This is a genomic window from Sphingomonas sp. CFBP 13714, from assembly GCF_014842205.1.
Classification (GTDB): Bacteria; Pseudomonadota; Alphaproteobacteria; order Sphingomonadales; family Sphingomonadaceae; genus Sphingomonas; species Sphingomonas aerolata.
This window is the reverse complement of record NZ_JACYVG010000004.1, coordinates 271,530-292,699: the sequence shown is the minus strand read 5'-3', so window position 1 is coordinate 292,699 and position 21,170 is coordinate 271,530. Positions and strand designations below refer to the sequence as shown.

Here is a 21,170-nt window from a genome sequence, read left to right as displayed (position 1 = left end):
GGCTGGTCAGTCGCCGGGGAGGGCGGCACCGGCGACTGCGAACAGATCCGCCGCAGAGTGGCGGGACAGGTCGATCGGAAACGCCGCGCTCATCGACACGCCCGCCGGCGCGTCGTCCGCATCGAAGCCGAGCGCGCGGCAGGCCGCCACGCTTGCCTTGGTCCTGCAGGCGAGCCCGCCGCCATGTGCAAAGACGTTCAGCAGCACCCGGCGTGCGTGCGAGCGCGGCCGGATGCGCAGATCGGGAACGTCGGTATAATAGATCTCCAGCGCGCCGGGGCAGAGCCGGGCGAGATCGTCGAGCAGCGCCTCGCGCTCGTTCGGTGCGGCGGTCGGTTCGGTGCGCAGCGCTTCCTCGTCGCCGTCGGTTTCATCGTCGGCCTCGCTCTCTCCGGCCAGATCCTCGACGGCGGGTGCGGGGCGGTCGGCGAGCAGCCGGGCGAGCCGCTCCTCGAACGCGACCGGATCGACCGCTGGCGCGTCGCCGGGTTCGGTGCCGTCGTTGCAGGGCGGCATGAACGCGGCAATGAGGTCCCGCTCGATCGGCGCAAGCCAGTGCTTCTTCACCCATGCGCTCGGCCGCTGCCCGGGCTCGGGGAGAACGGACGCGGCCAGGTCGCGCGGCAATTGGAGATAGGTAAAGCCGAGGTGATCGAGCATCGTGGCCTCGTTCCCCGGCCCGAACACATCCCAATGTGCGGCTGCGAGCTGCGCCTTGGCGAAGGTGCAGCTGCCGCCCTTGCGCTGGAGAAGCGGGCTTTCATCGCCGTTCAGTGCCAGCATCGCGACGATCGTCTCGATCGGTCCGTTGGGCTCTGCGGCGGCGAGCGCATGCAGATGCTTGAGATGCCGACGGGCGAAGGTGACATAGGGCGAGCGCAGCGTCTGATAGGTGACGTGCTTCTCCCAGCGCTCGAGGACCGATCCGCCAAAGGGCCGCTCGGCCTTGCCGGCATATAGGCCGACATAGACGAGCCGGTCGTCATGGAACATGCCGTAGATGCCGGGCCCGCGCAGTGCCTCCGGCTCCCCCGCCCAGGGTGCCCGCGGCACGGCGCGCAGGTTCATCCATGCCGGCTTGCCGAGCGTGGGCGGCACGGGACGCAGGGTAAACAGCTCGGAAGCCCGGTAAAACGGCATGCGCAATGTCTCCTCATGGGGTGGCCATGCGGCTTAGGCGGACGCGCGCGCGACCGGCTATCCGGGGTTTTCCCGGGGGGCGACATCGCCGGCGGCCCGTCCCGCGGGCTGCCGGTCACGGGGCGCGCTAGAAACCGACGCGAAGCGAGACGTCGACGGCGCGGGGACGACCGAGGACCCATTGCTGATTGCTGTACGTGCTGATCGCATAGTCCCGGTCGAACAGGTTGTAGCCGTGGATGTCGACCGCGAGCCGTGGCGTCACTGCATAGGAGAGCGTTGCATCGACCATGGTGTAGCTGGGGACGCGGAAGCTGTTCGCATTGTCCGAATAGCGTCGTCCGACGTAGCGCAGCCCGGCGCGCGCCTGGAGCGCGTGCGTCGCGTTCCAGCGCAGCCAGAGATTGGCGAGCGTCTCGGGTACGTCCGGCGGGGTATTGCCATCGAAGCGCGTGCCGCCGGAGACGAAGTCGTCGAACGTCGCGTCGAGTATGCTGCCGTTCGCATCGATCCCGACACCGTAAGGCAGATCGAGCGATACCGCAGCCTCGATACCCTTGGCCGATCGCTGGCCGACCTGCTCGACCGGGCTCGTCGGGGTCAGCTGTGCCAGCAGGCGCTTCTTGACGATGCGGTAGGCGGCGAGGGTGGCGGTGCCGCGACCGTCGAGGAACACCGCCTTGGCGCCGACCTCGACCTGGTCGCCAACCGCGTTGCTGAACTGCACCTGCCCGGTCGAATAGGTCGTCAGCGTCCCCAGCGGGTCCACGCCGGTGGCATATTGCGCATAGAGCGACACCGTCGGGATCGGCTGATAAACGCTCCCCACCCGCCAGGTCAGATTGTGCAGCCGCTTGTCGAGCGCGAACGTCTCGGTACTGACGCCGCCCGGATAGTCGATCGACCAGCGGCGGATCGTGTCGCGCTCGAAGCGGACGCCACCGACGATCGAGACGTGCGTTCCGAGCTTCAGCCGGTCCTCGGCGAAGACCGCATATTCGGTCGTGCGCGTGCGATAGCGCGGTGCGATGCCTTGCGTGTCGATGATCAGACCGGGATCGAACGCGAAGGGATCGACCTCCGAAACCTGCGGGTCAGACCCGAAATTGTGGGAGTAGGTCAGTTTGATGAGGTTGACGTCGAAGCCCATGACTAGGTCGTTGCCGACGCCATCGGCGACGTCCGTCCTGAACGTCACGCTCCCCTGATCGCCCCACTGCGTCTGGTCGTGGACGATCCCGGTCATGTCGGTACGCAGGATGCCACCGGGTGTGCCGGTGTTGCCACTGCCGTTGGCGCAGACCCCGTCTGCGGCGACCCAGCAATAGGTTTCGAGATTGAGCCAGGAGCGTTTGGAGCTGAGGCGATAGGCCTGGTTGCTGACGGTGACCACATCGCTCGGCGTCCAGTCGACCTGCAGGCTGGTGCGGTTGTCCCGGTAGCGGATGACGCCGTCGCGTGTGTTGTAGTTGCGCTCCCGGATGCGGTCGTCGAGCCGACCGTCGATCAGCGGCGTACCGAAATAGCGCATCGGCTTCTGGTCGCCATAATCGTCCCGCGCGGTGACGACGAGCGTGTCGGTCGGTGCCCAGCGCAGCGTGCCCGACACGGCATGGCTGCGCGACTGGCCGCGATCGACATAGCCGTCCGATCGGCGATAGCTGCCGTCGATGCGGTAGGAGAGGCGCTCGGTGATCGGCCCCCCTGCGCCCGCCGCGAGATGGAAGCTGTCCTGCGAGCCATAGCCGATCTCCCCCTCCACATGCGTCCGCTGCGTATCGGGTTTGCGCATCAGGACATTCACTGCGCCGCCCAGCGCGCCCTGGCCGTAGAGCACCGAGGCCGGGCCGCTCAGGATGTCGATCCGCTCGACCATCCACGGATCGGTCGGGAAGGTGATCGTGCCGGCAGCCGGGAACAGCCTGATGCCGTCGATGAGCTGGAGCACGGAGCCCTGACCGCTGAACCCCCGCGCGGCGAGTGCGGTGCCGCCATTGCCGGGATTGCCCGCGTTGCTGATGCCCGGTGCGCGGCTCGTCGCGTCGATCACGGACAGGTCGCCACGCGCGCGGATCGTGGCGCCATCGATGACCGAGAGCGTCGCGGGGGTCTCGAGCGGCGTGAGGCCCAGGCGGCTGCCGGTCGCATTCGGCGTGGTGAGCGTGTCCTGGGCATGCTGTCCGACGACCAGGATGTCCTTGGTATCGGGATCCGGCACGGACTGGGCGTGGACTTGTGCTGCGAAGACAGGCGAAAGAATAGCCCCCGCGAGCGCGAGGCGAGACAATAGGAACGGCATTACGGTAATCCCCCGGGCGTCTAGCGAACCCGGCAGGGACCTCCCGCGAACGGCCGACATCCGCGCCAGCCGGACGCGATTGCGACCGGCACGCATGCCCGTGCGGTCCCCACCGCACACGTCGTCGCTCGACGGAGTACCGTGCCGCGGCCACCCCCTGGGCCAGGCAAGAGCGACCAGACGCCGGCAGGTCTCCTGGCTCACGGGTCATCACACGATGCACGGCCTTCCCAGGCCCTCATGACGAAACGTCTGGCCCAGTGGCTGCTCCTTCCTTTGCAGGAAGAAGCGAAATGCATCGCGCTCGCCGCTTACAGTTGCAGGGACAGCCTCGGCTTCAGGTGGCAAACCACCCTCACCGCGTTCCCTTTTAAGCCCCTTTCGGGGCACCGACGCGATCATGCCGCCCTGCTCGGATCGAACAGGTCAGCGGCGCCGGTCTACCCCGGTCAGGATCGTTCGGCAATCGTCCGGCGAGCACCGCGATGGCGGCTCGATCGTCCTGCTCGATTGCTGTGATCCAGAAGCTCCGTTTGGCGCGATGCGCGTCCTCGATCAGGAGGCGGGGGTGCCGCACGCTCTGTGCGGGGATGCCACGCTGATGGCATGCAGGATTAAGGGATCGAGATGAAGAACGTGAAGAGCCGTCAGGCCGTGACGGCGATGCTGCTGGCTGCGACATCGGCGGGTGCCATGATTCAGCCGGTTGCCGCGCAGACGGTGGCGCCGGCCGAGACGCAGGCGGAAACCCGCATGACGACCGCGGCGGCACCGTCCAGCGCCGGCAAGCCCGCGCTGGCGCAGGCCGGTGTGGCCGGCACCGTTGAAGCCAAGGGTGATTCAGCCAGTGCCGCCGCACCGCAGATGACCCGCGACAATGGCGCGCCGATCGGCGAGAACCGCCACTCGAAGGCGGCGGGCGACCTTGGCCCCGTCCTGCTTGAGGACACGACGCTGATCGAGAAGCTCGCACGCTTCGACCGTGAGCGCGTGCCCGAGCGCGTCGTCCATGCCCGCGGGACCGGTGCCCACGGCGTGTTCACCGCGACCGCGGACATTTCGAGCATCACCAACGCATCCTTGTTCATGCCCGGCAAGCAGACGCCGGTGTTCGTCCGCTTCTCGACCGTGATCCACCCCTCGGGCAGCCCCGAGGGCATGCGGGATCCGCGCGGCTTTGCGACCAAATTCTACACCGATCAGGGCAATTGGGATCTGGTCGGCAACAACCTGCCGATCTTCTTCATCCGCGACGCGATCCAGTTCCCGGACATGATCCACGCGCTCAAGCCCTCGCCGGTGACGAACAAGCAGGACCCCAATCGCTTCTTCGACTTCTTCTCGGCCACGCCCGAGGCGACCAACATGCTCGCGCATGTCTATTCGAACCTTGGTACGCCGGCATCCTACCGGACGATGGACGGCAACGGCGTCCATGCCTTCAAGCTGGTGAATGCCAAGGGCGAAACGGTGTTCGCCAAGTTCCGCTGGATCAGCCGCCAGGGCGTGCGCAACCTGAACGGCGCGCAGGTCGCGACCGCGACCTGGAACTACCTGACCGACGATCTCTATGGCGAGATCGGCAAGGGCAACTTCCCCGTCTGGGACCTGATGGTGCAGACGATGTCGGCGTCGGCGTTCGCCAAGCTCGACTATAATCCGTTCGACGACACCAAGGAATGGCTGGGCGTGCCGTTCCGCAAGATCGGCGAGATGACGCTCAACAAGGTGCCGACCAACTTCTTCGACTATACCGAGCAGTCGGCGTTCGCACCCGCCAACCTCGTGCCGGGGATCGAGGCGTCGCCGGACCGGATGCTGCAGGGTCGGCTGTTCTCCTATTCGGACACGCAGCGCTATCGCATCGGCGCCAACGCGATGCAGTTGCCGGTCAATCGTCCGCTCGCGAGTGTCGTCAACAATTACCAGGACGGCCAGCTCGACCATAGCAACCGCGCGTCCGACGTGAATTATTTCCCGGCGGCGACCGCGGCAAAGTCGACCGATGCCCGCTTCCGCGCCGCGCCCTATGGCATCGATGCGACCGTCGATGCGAAGCCGATCGCCAAGACCAACAACTTCGCCCAGGCGGGCGAATTCTACCGGGCGCTCAAGCCGCAGGACAAGGCGGATCTGGTGACCAACCTGGCAGGTGATCTCAATGTCGTGACGTCGGCACGGACGAAGACGATCATGGTCAGCTATTTCTACCAGGCCGACAAGGACTTCGGCACGCGCCTGGCAACTGCGGTGAACGTGCCGATCGCCGACGTGTCGCGCGCGGTGGCGGACTATCGCGCCGCCAACCCGGGCCAGGGCGCCCGCTGATCCCGGGGCAGGAGGCGCGGCATGGCGCGCGCCTCCTGCCGTGGCAGACTTCAAGGAATCGAGATCGACGATGCTGACTTATCTTGCCGCGCTGCTCGCCGCTGCTGGGCCACAGGCCGCTGCGACCGAGCGACAGACGCCTCCTGGCGTCGCGGCCTTGCCATCACCCGAGCGTCGCCAGCAGCTGCTGTTCGAGGCGGCCCGGCTCGGCCGCATGGACATGATCGATCCGCTGCTCAAGGCCGGCGCCGACATCAATGCCTATGACGAGCGCGGTTTCACGCCCGTGATCCTTGCGGCGTATAACGGACAGCTTGCTACGGTCGACGCGCTGATCGGCAAGGGCGCCGACGCCTGCCGTCCGGATCGCGACCAGGGCAACAGCGCGCAGATGGGTGTCGCGTTCAAGGGCGAGGATGCGATCGCGGCGCGGTTGCTGAAAGCAGGATGCGACGTGAACGCACGCAATCACGCCGGCCAGACCGCGCTGATGATGGCATCGCTGTTCAATCGGCGGGCGCAGGTCGACCTGTTGCTGGCGGCGGGTGCGGACCGGACGATCCAGGATGCGGCGGGGCGATCGGCCGGTTCGGTCGCGGCCGGGCAGGGCAACGCGGCGATGGCGGAACGCGTCAAGCGCTGACGCAAGTCTTCGGGCGTCCCGCGCGCCGCAGCAGGCCGTGTCGCTGCCGTTCCGCATTGACGCGGCGCGGCATCCGGGGCCATCGCGTTGGCCATGACGAAGAGCAAGGGACGCACCGGCGCACACGCGCGCGCCAATATCCAGCCTGCGCCGACAGCCGCCGAGCTCGACGCAGCCAAGCACGAGGCCGTCCAGATCGAGGGGCGGCTCGCCGGCCTCGCGGCCGGGCATCCGTCGGTGAAGATCTGGAAGGCCCGCCTCCGCGTCGCGCAGGCGGTGATTGCTCGCGCGCCGCGCGACTGAGACGCTCATAGAGGTGCGGCCGGGTCTGGATCACGGCGCACTGATAATCACCATCACACCGTCAGCTCATGTCAGTCCCGGGATTTACTCAGACAAGTGAAGCCGATAGCCTGCGCTCTAGAGACGTGGCTGGGAGAGTGACATGGGTTGGACGCGTCGCGGCGCGCTAGGCGCGGGGATCGCGCTGGGGGCGGTGCCGCCATTCGCCTTGGCGGCGGCGGGCGCACCCTCGGCAGCGACCCCCTTTCCGCTGTCGCAGGTGCGGTTGCGGCCGTCGATCTTCCTGACGTCGGTGCAGGCGAACCAGCGCTATCTGCTGTCACTCGATGCGAACCGTCTGCTGCACAATTTCCATGCCGGGGCAGGGTTGCCGACCAAGGGCGAAGTCTATGGCGGATGGGAGTCGCGCGGGATCGCCGGGCATTCGCTCGGCCATTATCTCAGCGCGCTGTCGCTGGTCTACGCGCAGACGGGGGACCAGCAATTCCGTGACCGCGCGGCCTATATCGTCGCCGAGCTCAAGGCGATCCAGCTGAAGCAGGGGGATGGCTATGCCGGCGGGACGACCGTCGAGCGCGACGGCAAGACCGTCGATGGCAAGGTCGTGTACGAGGAACTGCGCAAGCGGGAGATCCGGTCGACCGGGTTCAGCCTGAACGAAGGGTGGGTGCCGCTGTACACCTATCACAAGGTCATGGCGGGCGTGCTCGACGTGCACCGGCATGCCGGACTTGCAGAGGGTCTGGCCGTGGCGATCGGACTTGGGAGCTATCTCGGCACGATCCTGGAGGGACTGAACGACGTCCAGGTCCAGGACATCCTGCGGACCGAACATGGCGGGCTGACCGAATCCTATGCCGAGTTGTACACGCGAACCGGCAATCGCCGCTGGCTGACGCTCGCCGAACGGTTGCGGCATCACGCGATTGTCGACCCACTCGGGGACGCGCGCGACGACCTCGCGGGGCATCATGCCAACACGCAGATCCCGAAGATCGTGGGGGAGGCGCGGCTGCATGAGCTGACCGGCGATACCGATCATGCCAGGGTCGCGCGGTCGTTCTGGACGATCGTGACGCGCGACCATAGCTATGTCATCGGCGGCAATTCGGACCACGAGCATTTCGGTGAGCCGCGCAAGCTTGCCCAGCGGCTCGACCAGCAGACGTGCGAGGCGTGCAACAGCTACAACATGCTGCGCCTGACCCGGCATCTCTATGGCTGGACCGGTGATGCGCGCTATTTCGACTTTTACGAGCGCGCGCATCTCAACCACATCATGAGCCAGCAACACCCCGACACGGGGATGTTCACCTATTTCACCGCGCTGGCGCCGGGCATGGGGCGCGTGCATTCGAGCCCGACCGAGGATTTCTGGTGCTGTGTCGGGTCGGGCATGGAAAGCCATTCGAAGCATGGCGAGAGCATCTACTGGAAGCGCGGCGATGCGGTTGCGATCAACCTCTATTATGCCTCCACGCTGGATGCCCCCGAGGCGAAGCTCGACATCGATACGCAATTCCCGCTCGGCGACACGGTGCGGATCGCGGTCAGGACGGCGCCGCGGACGCTGGCGCTCCGCGTGCCCGGCTGGTGCGCCGCGCCGCTGTTGCAGGTGAACGGCAGAACGGCTGGCGTGCGCGACGGCGGCTATCTGCTGCTGACCGGGCTCAAGGCGGGCGACCAGATCGCCTTGTCGCTGCCCATGCCGGTGCGCGTCGAATCGATGCCCGACGATCCCAGGCTGGTCGCGTTCCTCAGCGGCCCGCTGGTCCTTGCGGCCGATATGGGCGCGGGGGACCGTCGGTCCGACGGGCCGGACCCCGCGCTCGTCACCGATCGGGCGGAACCGGTGCTGGCGGCGGCAGGTGGATTGCACCGGTATCGACTGGGCGGGCAGGGCAAGCCGGGTGATCTGACGCTGCGACCGTTTTTTGCGCAGCATGACAACCGCACCGCGGTCTATTTTCGCCGGTTCGGTACCGCCGAGTGGCCGACCGCGCAGCTCGCCTGGGCGCGTGCGTCGCAGGAGCGGGCGGCGCTGGCCGCGCGGACGGTCGATGTCATCCGACTGGGCGAGCAGCAGCCCGAGGTCGACCACGCGTTCGCCGACAGCGGCAACTCGGCGGCAGTGTCGCATGTCGCCGACCGCAGCCGCAACGTGAACATCGGATATTTCGAATTCGACCTGGCGGTCGCGCCGGGGCCGCTAACGCTGCAGGTCGAATATGGCGGCGGGCAGCGCAACAAGGATTTTCGGATCTCGGTCGACGGCACGCCGTTGGCGCGCGAGCGGCTCACGGGTGACGTCACCGCCGCCCGCAACGTCCGGACCTATACGCTGCCGCCCGAAACCACGCGCGGCAAGTCGAAAATCCGCGTCCGCTTCGACTCCGACACATGGCAGGGGGTCGAGGTCTATACGGTGCGGACCATGCGATCCGAGACGATCTGACCGATACGACGGAAATAGGTCTAGACGGTAAAGTCGGGGGATTTCCGGCTGGTCGGTTAGGTCCGAGGGCGGTATCGGGCCACCCCGCGGATCGTCGATCGGAGACGTCATGAAGGTTGCGATCATTGGTGCAGGAATTGCCGGCCTCAGCTGTGCGCTGCGACTCCAGCAGGACGGCTGCGTGGTGACACTGTTCGACAAGGGACGCGGGGCGGGTGGTCGGATGGCGACGCGGCGGATCGAGACGCCCGGCGGCATGATCGCGTTCGACCATGGCGCGCAATATCTGACGATGCGCGACCCGGATTTCGTGGCGGCGATGCAGGGCTGGGCGGCGGCGGGCGTCGTCGCGCGCTGGCCCGCAGCGGGGTCCGATGCCTGGGTCGGGACGCCGGGGATGAACGCGATCGTCGGGCATCTCGCCGCGCAGGCGGACGTCCGCTGGAACACCCAGGTCACCGGGCTGCGCAGGACGACGGCGGGATGGCAGGTCGATCCGGGCGACGCGGCGCTGTTCGACAGCGTCGTCGTCGCGATCCCTGCGGAACAGGCGGCGGGGCTGCTCGCACCGCATGACGCGGCGATGGCGCGCGTCGCAGCGGACAGCCGGTCTGCGCCCTGCTGGACGGCGATGTTCGCGTTCGAGACGCCGCTCGCTATTTCCGACGACGTACTCAAGGATCGCGGCATCATCGGCTGGGCCGCGCGCAACAGCGCGAAACCGGGACGCGATGGTCCGGAGGCCTGGGTCGTCCAAGCGACGCCAAACTGGTCCCGCGATCATCTGGAGGACGCTGCGGAGACGGTGGTCGACCAGCTGCAGGCGGCGCTCGCCGCGCAGTGTGCCGACGCGCTGCCCGCGCCGATCGTCCGTGTCGGTCATCGCTGGCGCTATGCGCGCGCCGCGGTGGGCGAGGCCGGCTGTCTTTGGAATGCGGGTGAACGGATCGGGGCGGCGGGCGACTGGCTGCTGGCGCCGCGGATCGAGAGCGGCTGGCTATCCGGCCGACGCCTTGCCGAGCGGATGCTGGCAGACGCGTAACGACAGATCCCGGCGCCGCGCGGTTCGTCACGCGGACCACGCATCGACGCGATCCGGCCATGGTCCGACGCATGAAAATTGCCGCGAACCTTTGCGTGGCAGGCATTATCGGTTAACGGGGCCGCATGGCCACCCGTCCGCAGACACTCTACGAAAAGATCTGGGCATCGCACGTCGTCGAACGGCGCGACGATGGCACCTGCCTGATCTATATCGATCGCCACCTCGTCCACGAGGTGACCAGCCCGCAGGCGTTCGAAGGCCTGCGCGTCGCCGGGCGGCGGGTGCGGCGGCCCGATCTGACGCTGGCGGTGCCCGACCATAACCTGCCGACGACCGCACGCGTCGACGCCGCGGGCGTGCCGCTGCCGATCGCCGATCCGGAAAGCGCGCAGCAGCTCGACGCGTTGCGTCGCAACACGACCGAGTTCGGGATCGACTATATCGACGCGACCGCGGTGCAGCAGGGGATCGTGCATGTCGTCGGGCCCGAGCTCGGCTTCACGCTGCCCGGCTCGACGCTGGTCTGCGGCGACAGCCACACCTCGGCGCATGGTGCGCTCGGCGCGCTCGCCTTCGGGATCGGCACCAGCGAGGTCGAGCATGTGCTCGCCACGCAGACTTTGTTGCTGAGCCAGTCGAAGACGATGGAGGTCCGCGTCGACGGCACGCTGGGCTTCGGCGTCAGCCCCAAGGACGTGATCCTCGCGATCGTCGGGCGGCTCGGTGCTGCGGGCGGGACCGGTCACGTGATCGAATATACCGGCGACGTGATCCGCGCGATGTCGATCGAGGGGCGGCTGACCGTCGCCAACATGTCGATCGAGGCGGGGGCCCGGGCCGGCCTCGTTGCGCCGGACGAGACGACCTTCGCCTATATCAAGGGCCGGCCGATGGCGCCGAGTGGCGAGGCGTGGGAGCGCGCGCTGGCCTGGTGGCGGACGCTGCCGAGTGATGCGGCGGCGTCCTATGACAAGACGGTCGTGTTGCAGGCGAGCGATATCGCGCCGGGCCTGACCTGGGGCACCAGTCCCGAGGACGTCGTGCCGATCACCGGCCATGTCCCCGACCCGATGAGCTTTGCCGACCCCGCCAAGCAGGCGGCGGCGCGCAAGTCGCTCGAGTATATGGGGCTGACGCCGGGTACCGCGATGCAGGACGTCGCGATCCAGCATGTCTTCATCGGCAGCTGCACGAACAGCCGGATCGAGGATCTGCGCGCGGCTGCGGCGATCGCGAACGGTCGGCGGGTCGCCGACGGTGTCCGCGCGCTGGTGGTCCCCGGTTCCGGCCTCGTGAAGCGTCAGGCCGAGGCCGAGGGGCTCGACCGGATCTTCACAGGCGCGGGCTTCGAATGGCGCGAGCCGGGCTGCTCGATGTGCCTGGCGATGAATCCCGACAAGGTGCCGCCGGGCGAGCGTTGCGCCTCGACGAGCAACCGCAATTTCGTCGGACGGCAGGGGCCGGGTGCGCGCACGCATCTCGTCTCGCCCGCGATGGCGGCCGCGGCCGCGGTCACGGGCCGGCTGAGCGACGTGCGCGACCTGATGGGACATGAGTTATGAAGCGTGTGATGATGCTGTTGATGGCCGGCGCGGTGATGAGTGGCGTTGCGGCCTATATGGCGGCGGCGCGGACGCTGCCGGGCACCGGACGTGTCGCCCCCGCCGAGACCGGCCCGCGATGAAGCCTGTTTCGACGGTTTCGGGGCGCGCTTATCCCTGGGGGGCGAAGAACGTCGATACCGACGTGATCATCCCCGCACACTGGCTGAAGACGATCACGCGGACGGGGCTCGGGCGCGGCGCGTTCGAGACGGTCCGTGCGCAGCCGGACAATGTGTTCGACGATCCGCGCTATGCCGGCGCGCCCATCCTGATCGCGGGCGACAATTTCGGCTGCGGGTCGAGCCGCGAGCACGCCGCCTGGGCGCTCGCCGACATGGGCATCGCCGCGGTGATCGCGCCGAGCTTCTCGGACATTTTCTCGGGCAACGCGTTCAAGAACGGCATCATCGCCGTCGTCCTGCCGCAGGATGTGATTGACCGGCTGATCGAGGTTGCACGGACCGACAGCGTGACGATCGACCTCGAATCGATGACCGTCACCACCCCGTTCCAGGACCGCTTCGTCTTCGATCTCGACGCGTTTCGCCGGGAATGCCTGATCGAAGGGCTGGACGAGGTCGGGCTGACACTGGCAAGAGATACCGCGATTTCAAAATTCGAGGAGGCGGTGGCCGAACATCGCCCCTTTCTGGAGAGGGAAAGCGGTTATGCGGGCATTGCTGTCGAAGGCGTCGGGCGGACCTGAAACTCTGATATTGTCGGAGCTGCCCGATCCGGTCGCCGCGCCGGGGCAGGTCGTGATCGCTGTGAAGGCCTGCGCGATCAACTTTCCCGATGTGCTGATCATCGAGGACAAATATCAGTTCAAGCCCGAACGCCCCTTTGCACCCGGCGGCGAAATCGCGGGGATCGTCGCCGAGGTTGGTGATGGGGTCGAGGGCTGGGCGGTCGGCGACCGGGCGATCGCGATGCTCGGCCATGGCGGACTGTCCGAAAAGGTCGTCGCCGACCCGGCCAAGCTCTATCGCCTGCCCGAGGGGCGCGACTTTGCCGAGGGCGCTTCGCTGATCCTGACTTATGGCACGACGATCCATGCCTTGCTCGACCGCGGGCATCTGAAAGCGGGGCAGACGTTGCTCGTGCTGGGCGCGGCTGGCGGCGTCGGGCTTGCGGCGATCGAGCTTGGCAAGGCGTTCGGTGCGCGGGTCGTTGCCGCGGTCTCGTCTGAGGAGAAGGCCGCCGCCGCGCGTGCGGCGGGTGCCGACGAGACGATCGTCTATGCCCGCGCGCCGTTCGACAAGGACCAGTCCAAGGCGCTGGCCGAGCAGTTCAAGGCCGCGGTCGGCAAGGCGGGTGCCGACGTGATTTATGATCCGGTCGGCGGGGACTATGCCGAGCCCGCGCTGCGCTCAATCGCCTGGGAGGGGCGGTATCTGGTCGTCGGCTTCCCCGCCGGTATCCCGCGGCTGCCGCTCAACCTGACGTTGCTCAAGAGCTGCGACGTGTGCGGTGTATTCTGGGGTGCGTTCGCTGCCCGTGACCCTAAGGCCAACCAGGCGCATATCGAAACTCTGTTCGAGCTGTGGCGCGACGGCAAGATCGCGCCGCGGGTAACCGAGCGGTTCGCGCTGGAGGACGGTGGCAAAGCGATCGCGAAGATGGCCGCACGCGCCGCGATCGGGAAGCTGGTCGTCGAACTCGGCTGATGATGTCTCTCGCGCCGTGCCGGTTCAGAGCAGGCGCGAGATCGTCATGACGATCGCCATCCACAGGATCGCGGATGCGGCCGCACCGAGCGCCATGCCATGCGCGATCGAAGGGAAGCTACCGCGACCATGACCACCGGCACCGATCGGCGGCGTTGCGGGGTGCCGCGATACGGCGGTGTCGGACGGCGGCGAAATGCTCCTTGGATGGTGGCCAGTCATTCTACTCTCCATGCCCGTGCCCTGTGTCACGTGACTGTCTTATAGATGATGGATGTGCCGGCATTGTTCCAGAGCCGCACCAAATTATTGCGGAGCCGCGGACCGCTACCTATCTGCTAAGCTCGACACGCCGGAGGGAACACGTGCGCCATGACGACTTTTGACGATCGCGAGCGATCTTTCGAGGCAAAATTTGCCCGCGACGATGAACTCGCATTCCGTGTCACGGCGCGGCGCAATCGGTTGGTGGGGCAATGGGCCGCGGCCGAGATGCGGCTGACCCGCGAGGAGGGTGACGCCTATGCGACGGCCTTGGTTCACGCCGATCTCGAAGGCGGGGGCGACGACGATGTCGTCCGCAAGCTGGTCGGCGACATGACTGCCGCGGGTCTTGACCATGACGAGGCAACGGTGCGCCGTGCGCTGGCGACGCAGATGATCGAGGCGCGTCGCCAATTGATGGAGGCCCAGTAATCCAATGCCGATGACCGCCGACGATATCCGCACGATGATTCGCGACGCCATTCCTGATGCCGAGGTCGAGATCACCGACCTGGCCGGGGACGGCGATCATTATGCTGCGCGCGTGACCAGCGCGAGTTTTGCCGGGCTCAGCCGGGTGAAGCAGCACAAGAGCGTTTACGACGCGCTGGGGGGCCGCATGGGCGGCGTCCTTCATGCGCTGCAACTGACCACCGTGATTGCATAAGGACGACGACATGACTGACGACACGCACGCGCGCATTGATGCGCTGGTGAAGGCCAACCCCGTGGTACTCTTCATGAAGGGCAGCCCGCTGTTCCCGCAATGCGGGTTTTCGAGCCGCGCGATCGCGATCCTCAACCATCTCGAGGTCGAGTTCGAGAGCGTCGACGTGCTGCAGGACCAGGGCATCCGCCAGGGCATCAAGGCCTATTCGGACTGGCCAACCATCCCGCAGCTTTATGTCGATGGCGAATTCCTCGGCGGATCGGACATCATGATGGAGATGTACGAGAGCGGCGAACTGAAGCAGGTCCTGGACGCGCAGAAGGCGGCAGGCTGAGTATTTGACGAGGCTCTGGATCGCGCGGGGGTATCTGGCGGCCGCGCGGTCGGGGCTTTGCAGGGTGCCGGGTGAGGGTGGACCGGTGCGAGACCTGAATGACAGCGACCGGTCCACCCTGCATAAGCGCTGAACGCTCGGTAACGCATGAGACGGTGCAGGCGACGTGCCAGTTCGCCCGAGTTGCGGACTTTCGCCGGTCTCGGTGGTTAATCGGCCGCAGCGGCGGCCGCTGATCGTAAAGAAGCCCGACACAAACGGTCATCGGCGTCGATCGCGAGACCGTAAGAAACTGACGTTGACTACGACCGTAAACGAGCTGATTACAAGCGTAGTCAGTTAGGAGTGAGTCGTGGCCGAACGGATCAGTGATGCCGAGCATAGCGTCATGGAAGTGCTGTGGGACGAATCCCCGCTGAGCGCGCAGGATGTCGCCGAACGCGTCGATCCCGCACGCGGCTGGAGTGCTAACACGGTCAAGACGTTGCTTGGGCGGCTGATAGCGAAATCGGCGATCACGCATGAGGAGGATGGCCGGCGCTATCTCTATCGTCCGACCGTCGCGCGTGGTGATTATGTCGCGGGCGAATCGCGGCGGCTGATGGACCGGCTGTTCGGCGGCAGGCTGACGCCGCTGGTCGCGCATCTCGCCGAACGCGACGAACTGACCGCGCAGGACATTGCCGAGATCGAGGCGTTGCTGAAGGATCTCAAGGCATGAGCGCGGGGCCAATCCTTTCCGGGGGGATCGGAGACGGCCCCGCCGCCGCCCTCCGGTCGATCGATACGGCCGCACTTGCGGGCTGGGCGAGCGACGCGCTGATCGCATCGACGCTGCTGATGCTCGTCGTGCTGCTGGTCCGCGCGCCGGTGCGCCGCGCCTTCGGGGCGCAGGTCGCCTATGCGCTCTGGGCGCTGCCCGTGTTGCGGCTCGTGCTGCCGTCGATGCCCGAGACGTGGCACGCGGCGGCGACGCCCATTACGCGCGCTGGCGAGACGATCAGCGTCTACATGATCGCGCCCGCTGCAACGGCCGCCGCTAAGGGTGCCACGACGGCTGCCGCGCCGGCGGACGTGGTCGAGCCGTCGTTCGGCGCTGTTGTTGCGGGACTGTTCGGCGGCGGGCTCGGTAGCGCGCTGGGGGCCGCATGGACGGTCGGGGCGCTCGGGCTGCTCGTCTGGCATCTGCTTCAGCATCGACGGTTCTGCCGGCGGATGCTCGACAGCGCGGACCGGCTCGACGATCGCGACGGGGTGCGCGTGATCGCCACCGCGGCGGCGCCGGGTCCGCTCGCCTTCGGTCTCGTCCGCCGCTACGTCGCGTTTCCGCGGGATTTCGCGGATCGCTACGATGCGGACGAGTGCGAATTGGCGCTCGCGCACGAGATTGGCCATCACCAGCGTGGCGACCTGTTCGCCAACTGGGTGGCGCTGGTCGTGCTCGCGCTTCACTGGTTCAACCCGGTCGCCTGGCATGCGTTTCGCCGGTTCCGCGCGGACCAGGAGCTTGCCAACGACGCACGGGTGCTCGCCGGCCGGTCCGCGGTCGACCGCCACATCTATGCCTGCGCGATCGTCAAGGCGGCGCATGGCGGCGCGGTGTCGGCCGCGTGTCACCTCCACACCATCACCGATCTGAAAGGGAGATTGCGCATGTTGACGACTTCTCGGATTTCACGCGGCCGGATCGCGACGGGGGCGGCCTCGGTCGGCCTGCTGGTCGCGACGGGGCTGGCACTGACCGCTTCGGGCACCAAGGCCGCCACGGCGATCCGTGCCGGTGTCGAGGAACGCGTGGCGCCGGTCGCCCCGGCGGCGCCCCTGCCACCTCTGCCACCTCTGCCATCCATGCCAGTCTTGACCCCGGTCGCACCCGTAGCGCCCGCTGCGCCGCTTACCGCACGCCCCGCCGACGCGCGTCAGGTCACGACGATCGTCACGCGCGACGGCAAGACCGTCAGCACGCGGGTCATCCGTGCGAAGCCGGGCAGCACGATCGTCGCGTCGGGGATGGTACCCGAGGTGACCGAACGCACCTGCGTCGATGGCAAGGACGGGCCGGGCAAGCACTATGTGATCGACCGGACCGAAGGCGGCGTGCGCAAGATGGTCATCTGCACCAATCGCATCGAACAGGCCGCCGCCGACGCCGCGACCGCCGCAATCAACAGCCGTGAGATCGAGGCGAGCGCCTACGCCTCCGCACTCGCCAGTCTGAAAATCGCGCGGGCGTCGATCGAGAAGAACGCCGACATGACCGCCGCGCAACGCCGCGAGGCGCTTGCCGGCATCGACGAGGGTCTGGCCGAGGTCCAGGCGGACATGGCCAAGCGCGATTGAGCCGGGTTCCGGGGTAGGGCGGTGCCTGCGGCCCTGGATCCTGACTTTCGTCCGAATGACGGGATCGGAGTGGTATTACAGGGTCGGGCGGCGGGGTCTCGGGTTCGGGTCTTGCCATGCGCGCCGCCAGCCGCCATTTCGGGGGCATGGCTGAGCATCCGACCGGCATCCCGATCCAGCTCGAGCCGCTCGTCGTCCGCGTGCTCGCGCCGAACGCGTCGCCCTATACCTTCACTGGCACGCAGACGTATATCGTCGGGACGACCGCGCTGGCGGTGATCGATCCCGGGCCCGACGATCCCGCGCATCTCGATGCCTTGCTGCGCGTGATCGATGGCCGCCCCGTCGCCGCGATCGTCGTCACGCATCATCACCGCGACCATAGTCCGGCGACGCGCCCGTTGCAGGCCGCGACCGGCGCGCCGATCGTCGGCGCCGCCGCGTTCGCGCCCGGTGTCGCGGCCAATAGTTCGTTCGACGCGCTCTATGCACCCGATCGCGTGCTGGCGGACGGTGAGACGGTCGGCGCGGCGGGCTGGACGCTCGAGGCGATCGCGACGCCGGGGCATACGTCGAACCATCTTGCCTTCGCCCTGCGCGAGAGCGGGGCGCTGTTCTCGGGCGATCACGTCATGGGCTGGTCGACCAGCGTGGTCGTGCCGCCCGATGGCGACATGACCGACTATATGGCGAGCCTCGAGCGGCTGCTGGGTCGCGACGACCGGGTCTATTATCCGGGGCATGGCGAGGCGATCGAGCGGCCGCAGCGGCTGGTGCGCGGGATGCTCGGCCACCGCAAGCAGCGCGAGGGGCAGATCCTCCGTCTGCTGCGCGAGGCGCCGCGGGGTGTCGCAGCGCTGGTCGAGCGCATGTATGTCGGGCTCGATCCGCGGCTGGTGCCGGGCGCCGAGGGATCGGTGCTGGCGCATCTGTACGACCTGCGCGGTCGCGGGCTGGTCGGCGAGACGGAAGGGGATGGTGCATGGCGGATGGCGTGAACGAGGACAGCCGCGGCACGGACGGTGCGCGGCGTGGCGGGGTCGGGTCGTTCCTGGCCAAGGCGGCGGGGGTGTTGGTGCTGCTCGCGCTGGCCGCGCTGATCGCCCTGTGGGGCGTGCAGCGGTACGTGCAGAGCCGCCTGACCCCCGACCCGACGACGATCGCGAGCGCCAGCCTGGAGGGGCTGCGCGAACAGAATCGGCTGTCCACCTTTGCCGCTAGGTTTGTCGCGGTGGTGACGTCGCGCCAGTCGCAACTGGGCTTCACCACCGAGAAGACGCTGATCATGCCGGGGATGGTCCGCTATGAGGTCGACCTCGGCAAGCTGTCGCAGCGCGACGTCGCCTGGGATGCCGCGACGCGGACGCTCGCGGTGCGATTGCCGCCGGTGGAGGTGGAAGGGCCGCAGATCGACCTCAACGCGCTGCGCGAATATGGTTCGGGCGGTGTGCTAGCGACGCTGACCGATGCGGAGAAGCGGCTCGACACCGCCAACCGGCGCGCGGGCCAGATCGAGTTGGTTCGCCAGGCGCGCGAGCCCGCGATGATCCGGCTGGCGCGCGACGCGACGCGGCGGGCGGTCGAGCGTAGCTTCGCGATGCCGCTGCGCGCGGCGGGGGTGGATGCGACCGTCAGCGTGCGCTTCGCGGACGAGGCGCAGGCGTCGACCGAGCGATGGGATACGTCGCGTTCGCTGCAGGACGTGCTAGGGAACCGCAACTAAACCGGGATACGACAATGGAACTCCACCAGAATTTTGCGGGCATCGACATTCGCGGCGAGATCGAGCGGCTCCGCAAGGAGAAGAACGCGATCATCCTCGCGCATTATTACCAGAAGCCCGAATTGCAGGACATTGCCGATTTCGTCGGCGACAGCCTCGACCTGTCGCGCAAGGCGGCGGCGACCGAGGCGGATGTCATCGCGTTCTGCGGCGTGCGGTTCATGGCGGAGACCGCCAAGATCCTGTCGCCCGACAAGATCGTCGTCCTGCCCGACATGGATGCCGGCTGCAGCCTCGAGGACAGCTGTCCCCCCGAACAGTTCGCCGCGTTCCGTGCGAAGCATCCCGATCACATCGCGCTGACGTACATCAACTGCTCGACCGAGGTGAAGGCGCTGTCCGACATCATCGTGACGTCCTCGTCGGCCGAGAAGATCCTGTCGCAGCTGCCCGCCGACCAGAAGATCATCTTCGGGCCGGACCGCAATCTCGGCGGCTATCTGGTGCGCAAGACCGGGCGCGAGATGCTGTTGTGGCCGGGCGTATGCATCGTCCACGAGGCGTTCAGCGAAAGCGAACTGCTCAAGCTCAAGGCCGCCAATCCGGGCGCGCCGATCGTCGCGCATCCCGAATGCCCGCCGATCATCCTCGACCATGCCGATTATATCGGGTCGACACGCGGCATCCTCGACTATGCGATCGCGATGCCCGGCGACACGCTGATCGTCGCGACCGAGCCGCACATCATCCACCAGATGGAAAAGGCGCTGCCGAACAAGCGCTTCATCGGTGCGCCCGGCGCGGACGGTAACTGTAACTGCAATATCTGCCCGTACATGGCGCTCAACACGATGGAGAAGCTGTACGTCGCGCTGCGCGACCTGTCGCCGCGGATCGAGATCGAGGAGGGGCTGCGGCTCCAGGCGAAGAAGAGCCTCGATGCGATGCTGGCGATGGCCTCGGGCACCGTGGGCATGGGCGATCTCGGCCCGGCGCAGACGAGCGGGACGCGTTCGTGAGCGCAGCGCTGGCGGGCTTCGACATCGATAGGTTCGTCGCTGCGACGCTGGCCGAGGATCTGGGCACGATCGGCGACATCACCTCTGCGGCGGTGATCCCCGCCGAGGCGCGCTTTGCCGGGGTGATGGACAGCCGCGACGCGATCACCGTCGCCGGTCTCGCCCTGGCCGATGCGTTCTTCCGTGCGCTCGATCCCGAGGTTCGGATCGAGCATCTCGTGGAGGACGGTCAGACGGTCGCTGCGGGTACCGAACTGATGCGGATCGAGGGCCGCGCGCGTGCGATGCTGACCGCCGAGCGGTCCGCGCTGAATACGGTCCAGCACCTGTCGGGTGTGGCGACGATGACGCGGGCCTATGTCGATCGGATGCAGGGCACCGGCGCCATCCTGCTCGACACGCGCAAGACGATCCCCGGGCTGCGCGTGCTCGAAAAATACGCGACCCGCATGGGCGGTGCGCAGAACCACCGCATGGGGCTGTGGGATGCGGCGATGATCAAGGACAATCATGTCGCGGTCGCCGGCGACGTCGGCGAGGCGGTGCGCCGGGCGAGGGATGCGGGCATCGCGCAGATCATCGTCGAGGTCGACCGGGTCGACCAGATCGAGCCCGCGCTGGCGGCGGGGGCGACGCACCTGCTGCTCGACAACATGCCGCCCGACATTCTCCGCGGCGCGGTCGCGCTGGTCGATGGCCGCGTGCCAACCGAAGCATCGGGCGGCGTGTCGCTCGACACGATCCGCGCGATCGCCGAGAGCGGGGTCACCTATGTCTCGGTCGGACGGCTGACCCAGTCCGCGCCCGCCGCCGATATCGGGCTCGATTTCGCGACGCTTTAACTGGCGCGCGGGCAGAGACGCGGTATCGTGCCGCCACGACATGATCGCGAAGTGAACAGGGTGAAAATGCGTCCCAAATCCGTTGTATTGGCCGAATGGCTGTATCTCGCCTCGATCGGTCTGCTGATCGCGGTCAGCGTGCTGACCTGGGATGCCGCGGTTGCGCAGGGCGGCTTCGCACTGGCGGCAGGGGTAACGGCGTTCGGTGTCGGACTGTCGCTGCTGCTGCTGATCCTGACGACGCGCAGGGGTAGCCGGGTTGCCCTGTGGCTGCTCGTCGCGCTGACGGTGCTCGGCGCGGCTGGGGTGATGCTGCAGGTCGCGACGGGGGTGCTCGCGACGGGGCTGATCGGGATGCTGACGATCGCGCAGCTCGTGCTGACGATCCTGCCGATCGTCCTGCTGTTCCGGCCGCGCGCGCGCGCCTGGTTCGACGAGGTCGCGGACCGCGGCATCGACGACGATGCCGAGGAGGAGATCGAGGCATGACACGG

General features: G+C 67.4%; 22 protein-coding genes and 1 riboswitch. Of the genes, 19 read left to right on the top strand and 3 right to left on the bottom strand.

Going from position 1 to position 21,170, the window contains the following annotated elements; translation table 11 throughout:
* Positions 1–6: 6 nt before the first annotated feature.
* The gene (locus tag IFT54_RS11570) at positions 7–1,140 is read right to left on the bottom strand and encodes a hypothetical protein (RefSeq protein WP_192070716.1); all 1,134 of its coding nucleotides are present in this window, start codon (positions 1,138–1,140) and stop codon (positions 7–9) included.
* Positions 1,141–1,267: 127 nt separating this feature from the next.
* The gene (locus IFT54_RS11565; protein ID WP_342354814.1) at positions 1,268–3,358 is read right to left on the bottom strand and encodes a TonB-dependent receptor; all 2,091 of its coding nucleotides are present in this window, start codon (positions 3,356–3,358) and stop codon (positions 1,268–1,270) included.
* 249 nt (positions 3,359–3,607) lie between these two features.
* A riboswitch (cobalamin riboswitch) is annotated at positions 3,608–3,848 on the bottom strand.
* A 218-nt stretch (positions 3,849–4,066) separates the two neighbouring features.
* Here IFT54_RS11565 and IFT54_RS11560 point away from each other — a divergent pair.
* The 9 genes from IFT54_RS11560 to IFT54_RS11525 all read left to right on the top strand — a co-directional run bounded on the left by IFT54_RS11560 (position 4,067) and on the right by IFT54_RS11525 (position 13,484).
* Positions 4,067–5,767: a catalase gene (locus IFT54_RS11560; protein ID WP_274604147.1), complete on the top strand. Its 1,701-nt coding sequence runs from the start codon at positions 4,067–4,069 to the stop codon at positions 5,765–5,767.
* 70 nt (positions 5,768–5,837) lie between these two features.
* Positions 5,838–6,410: an ankyrin repeat domain-containing protein gene (locus IFT54_RS11555; RefSeq protein ID WP_192070714.1), complete on the top strand. Its 573-nt coding sequence runs from the start codon at positions 5,838–5,840 to the stop codon at positions 6,408–6,410.
* A gap of 93 nt (positions 6,411–6,503) precedes the next feature.
* Positions 6,504–6,713 (top strand): hypothetical protein, encoded by a 210-nt coding sequence (locus IFT54_RS11550; RefSeq protein WP_192070713.1) that lies wholly within the window; start codon positions 6,504–6,506, stop codon positions 6,711–6,713.
* 142 nt (positions 6,714–6,855) lie between these two features.
* Positions 6,856–9,168, top strand: a complete 2,313-nt coding sequence (locus IFT54_RS11545) for a glycoside hydrolase family 127 protein (protein WP_192070712.1) — start codon at positions 6,856–6,858, stop codon at positions 9,166–9,168.
* A 109-nt stretch (positions 9,169–9,277) separates the two neighbouring features.
* A complete protein-coding gene (locus tag IFT54_RS11540) occupies positions 9,278–10,210 on the top strand; it encodes an NAD(P)/FAD-dependent oxidoreductase (protein WP_192070711.1) in 933 nt (310 codons plus the stop codon).
* A gap of 125 nt (positions 10,211–10,335) precedes the next feature.
* Positions 10,336–11,775 (top strand): 3-isopropylmalate dehydratase large subunit, encoded by a 1,440-nt coding sequence (gene leuC, locus IFT54_RS11535; protein WP_031441613.1) that lies wholly within the window; start codon positions 10,336–10,338, stop codon positions 11,773–11,775.
* On the top strand, positions 11,772–11,897 hold the full coding sequence (locus IFT54_RS20730) for a hypothetical protein (RefSeq protein ID WP_261362615.1): 126 nt from the start codon (positions 11,772–11,774) through the stop codon (positions 11,895–11,897). Before leuC ends, IFT54_RS20730 begins: the two co-directional genes overlap by 4 nt.
* Positions 11,894–12,523: a 3-isopropylmalate dehydratase small subunit gene (gene leuD / locus IFT54_RS11530; protein ID WP_192070710.1), complete on the top strand. Its 630-nt coding sequence runs from the start codon at positions 11,894–11,896 to the stop codon at positions 12,521–12,523. The genes IFT54_RS20730 and leuD overlap by 4 nt, the downstream gene beginning before the upstream one ends.
* Positions 12,486–13,484 carry an NADPH:quinone oxidoreductase family protein gene (locus IFT54_RS11525; RefSeq protein ID WP_031441615.1) on the top strand — a complete coding sequence of 333 codons (999 nt, stop codon included), beginning with the start codon at positions 12,486–12,488 and terminating at the stop codon, positions 13,482–13,484. Before leuD ends, IFT54_RS11525 begins: the two co-directional genes overlap by 38 nt.
* Positions 13,485–13,508: 24 nt before the next feature.
* Here the strand turns inward: IFT54_RS11525 and IFT54_RS11520 are convergent, their stop codons facing one another.
* On the bottom strand, positions 13,509–13,706 hold the full coding sequence (locus IFT54_RS11520) for a hypothetical protein (protein ID WP_107930146.1): 198 nt from the start codon (positions 13,704–13,706) through the stop codon (positions 13,509–13,511).
* Between the two features lie 150 nt (positions 13,707–13,856).
* On the opposite strand from IFT54_RS11520, the gene IFT54_RS11515 reads away from it, so the two are divergent.
* The 10 genes from IFT54_RS11515 (at position 13,857) to IFT54_RS11470 (ending at position 21,165) form a co-directional block, all read left to right on the top strand.
* Positions 13,857–14,180: a DUF1476 domain-containing protein gene (locus IFT54_RS11515; protein WP_192070709.1), complete on the top strand. Its 324-nt coding sequence runs from the start codon at positions 13,857–13,859 to the stop codon at positions 14,178–14,180.
* A gap of 4 nt (positions 14,181–14,184) precedes the next feature.
* The gene (locus IFT54_RS11510; RefSeq protein ID WP_031395261.1) at positions 14,185–14,415 is read left to right on the top strand and encodes a BolA family protein; all 231 of its coding nucleotides are present in this window, start codon (positions 14,185–14,187) and stop codon (positions 14,413–14,415) included.
* Between the two features lie 10 nt (positions 14,416–14,425).
* Positions 14,426–14,752, top strand: a complete 327-nt coding sequence (grxD, locus tag IFT54_RS11505; protein WP_031395260.1) for a Grx4 family monothiol glutaredoxin — start codon at positions 14,426–14,428, stop codon at positions 14,750–14,752.
* Positions 14,753–15,104: 352 nt separating this feature from the next.
* Positions 15,105–15,473, top strand: a complete 369-nt coding sequence (locus IFT54_RS11500; protein ID WP_031441616.1) for a BlaI/MecI/CopY family transcriptional regulator — start codon at positions 15,105–15,107, stop codon at positions 15,471–15,473.
* A complete protein-coding gene (locus IFT54_RS11495) occupies positions 15,470–17,092 on the top strand; it encodes a M56 family metallopeptidase (protein WP_192070708.1) in 1,623 nt (540 codons plus the stop codon). Before IFT54_RS11500 ends, IFT54_RS11495 begins: the two co-directional genes overlap by 4 nt.
* Before the next feature lie 146 nt (positions 17,093–17,238).
* Entirely contained in the window at positions 17,239–18,090 is an 852-nt protein-coding gene (locus IFT54_RS11490) for an MBL fold metallo-hydrolase (RefSeq protein WP_107931418.1), read from the top strand.
* A complete protein-coding gene (locus IFT54_RS11485) occupies positions 18,075–18,815 on the top strand; it encodes a DUF4230 domain-containing protein (protein WP_192070707.1) in 741 nt (246 codons plus the stop codon). Before IFT54_RS11490 ends, IFT54_RS11485 begins: the two co-directional genes overlap by 16 nt.
* Before the next feature lie 14 nt (positions 18,816–18,829).
* Positions 18,830–19,834 (top strand): quinolinate synthase NadA, encoded by a 1,005-nt coding sequence (gene nadA, locus IFT54_RS11480; protein ID WP_037527429.1) that lies wholly within the window; start codon positions 18,830–18,832, stop codon positions 19,832–19,834.
* Positions 19,831–20,676: a carboxylating nicotinate-nucleotide diphosphorylase gene (nadC, locus tag IFT54_RS11475; RefSeq protein ID WP_192070706.1), complete on the top strand. Its 846-nt coding sequence runs from the start codon at positions 19,831–19,833 to the stop codon at positions 20,674–20,676. Before nadA ends, nadC begins: the two co-directional genes overlap by 4 nt.
* A 66-nt stretch (positions 20,677–20,742) precedes the next feature.
* Positions 20,743–21,165, top strand: a complete 423-nt coding sequence (locus IFT54_RS11470) for a hypothetical protein (protein ID WP_031395952.1) — start codon at positions 20,743–20,745, stop codon at positions 21,163–21,165.
* Positions 21,166–21,170 lie beyond the last annotated feature (5 nt).

Excerpts from the sequence above, each read along its gene's own strand:
- IFT54_RS11470 (WP_031395952.1), top strand. The coding sequence starts at position 20,743 with ATGCGTCCCAAATCCGTTGTATTGGCCGAATGGCTGTATCTCGCCTCG.
- leuD (WP_192070710.1), top strand. The coding sequence starts at position 11,894 with ATGAAGCCTGTTTCGACGGTTTCGGGGCGCGCTTATCCCTGGGGGGCG.
- IFT54_RS11560 (WP_274604147.1), top strand. The coding sequence starts at position 4,067 with ATGAAGAACGTGAAGAGCCGTCAGGCCGTGACGGCGATGCTGCTGGCT.
- IFT54_RS11570 (WP_192070716.1), bottom strand. The coding sequence starts at position 1,140 with ATGCCGTTTTACCGGGCTTCCGAGCTGTTTACCCTGCGTCCCGTGCCG.
- IFT54_RS11550 (WP_192070713.1), top strand. The coding sequence starts at position 6,504 with ATGACGAAGAGCAAGGGACGCACCGGCGCACACGCGCGCGCCAATATC.
- IFT54_RS11495 (WP_192070708.1), top strand. The coding sequence starts at position 15,470 with ATGAGCGCGGGGCCAATCCTTTCCGGGGGGATCGGAGACGGCCCCGCC.
- grxD (WP_031395260.1), top strand. The coding sequence starts at position 14,426 with ATGACTGACGACACGCACGCGCGCATTGATGCGCTGGTGAAGGCCAAC.
- leuC (WP_031441613.1), top strand. The coding sequence starts at position 10,336 with ATGGCCACCCGTCCGCAGACACTCTACGAAAAGATCTGGGCATCGCAC.
- IFT54_RS11510 (WP_031395261.1), top strand. The coding sequence starts at position 14,185 with ATGCCGATGACCGCCGACGATATCCGCACGATGATTCGCGACGCCATT.
- IFT54_RS20730 (WP_261362615.1), top strand. The coding sequence starts at position 11,772 with ATGAAGCGTGTGATGATGCTGTTGATGGCCGGCGCGGTGATGAGTGGC.
- IFT54_RS11515 (WP_192070709.1), top strand. The coding sequence starts at position 13,857 with ATGACGACTTTTGACGATCGCGAGCGATCTTTCGAGGCAAAATTTGCC.
- IFT54_RS11485 (WP_192070707.1), top strand. The coding sequence starts at position 18,075 with ATGGCGGATGGCGTGAACGAGGACAGCCGCGGCACGGACGGTGCGCGG.
- IFT54_RS11545 (WP_192070712.1), top strand. The coding sequence starts at position 6,856 with ATGGGTTGGACGCGTCGCGGCGCGCTAGGCGCGGGGATCGCGCTGGGG.
- IFT54_RS11525 (WP_031441615.1), top strand. The coding sequence starts at position 12,486 with ATGCGGGCATTGCTGTCGAAGGCGTCGGGCGGACCTGAAACTCTGATA.
- nadA (WP_037527429.1), top strand. The coding sequence starts at position 18,830 with ATGGAACTCCACCAGAATTTTGCGGGCATCGACATTCGCGGCGAGATC.
- IFT54_RS11555 (WP_192070714.1), top strand. The coding sequence starts at position 5,838 with ATGCTGACTTATCTTGCCGCGCTGCTCGCCGCTGCTGGGCCACAGGCC.
- IFT54_RS11490 (WP_107931418.1), top strand. The coding sequence starts at position 17,239 with ATGGCTGAGCATCCGACCGGCATCCCGATCCAGCTCGAGCCGCTCGTC.
- IFT54_RS11520 (WP_107930146.1), bottom strand. The coding sequence starts at position 13,706 with ATGACTGGCCACCATCCAAGGAGCATTTCGCCGCCGTCCGACACCGCC.
- IFT54_RS11540 (WP_192070711.1), top strand. The coding sequence starts at position 9,278 with ATGAAGGTTGCGATCATTGGTGCAGGAATTGCCGGCCTCAGCTGTGCG.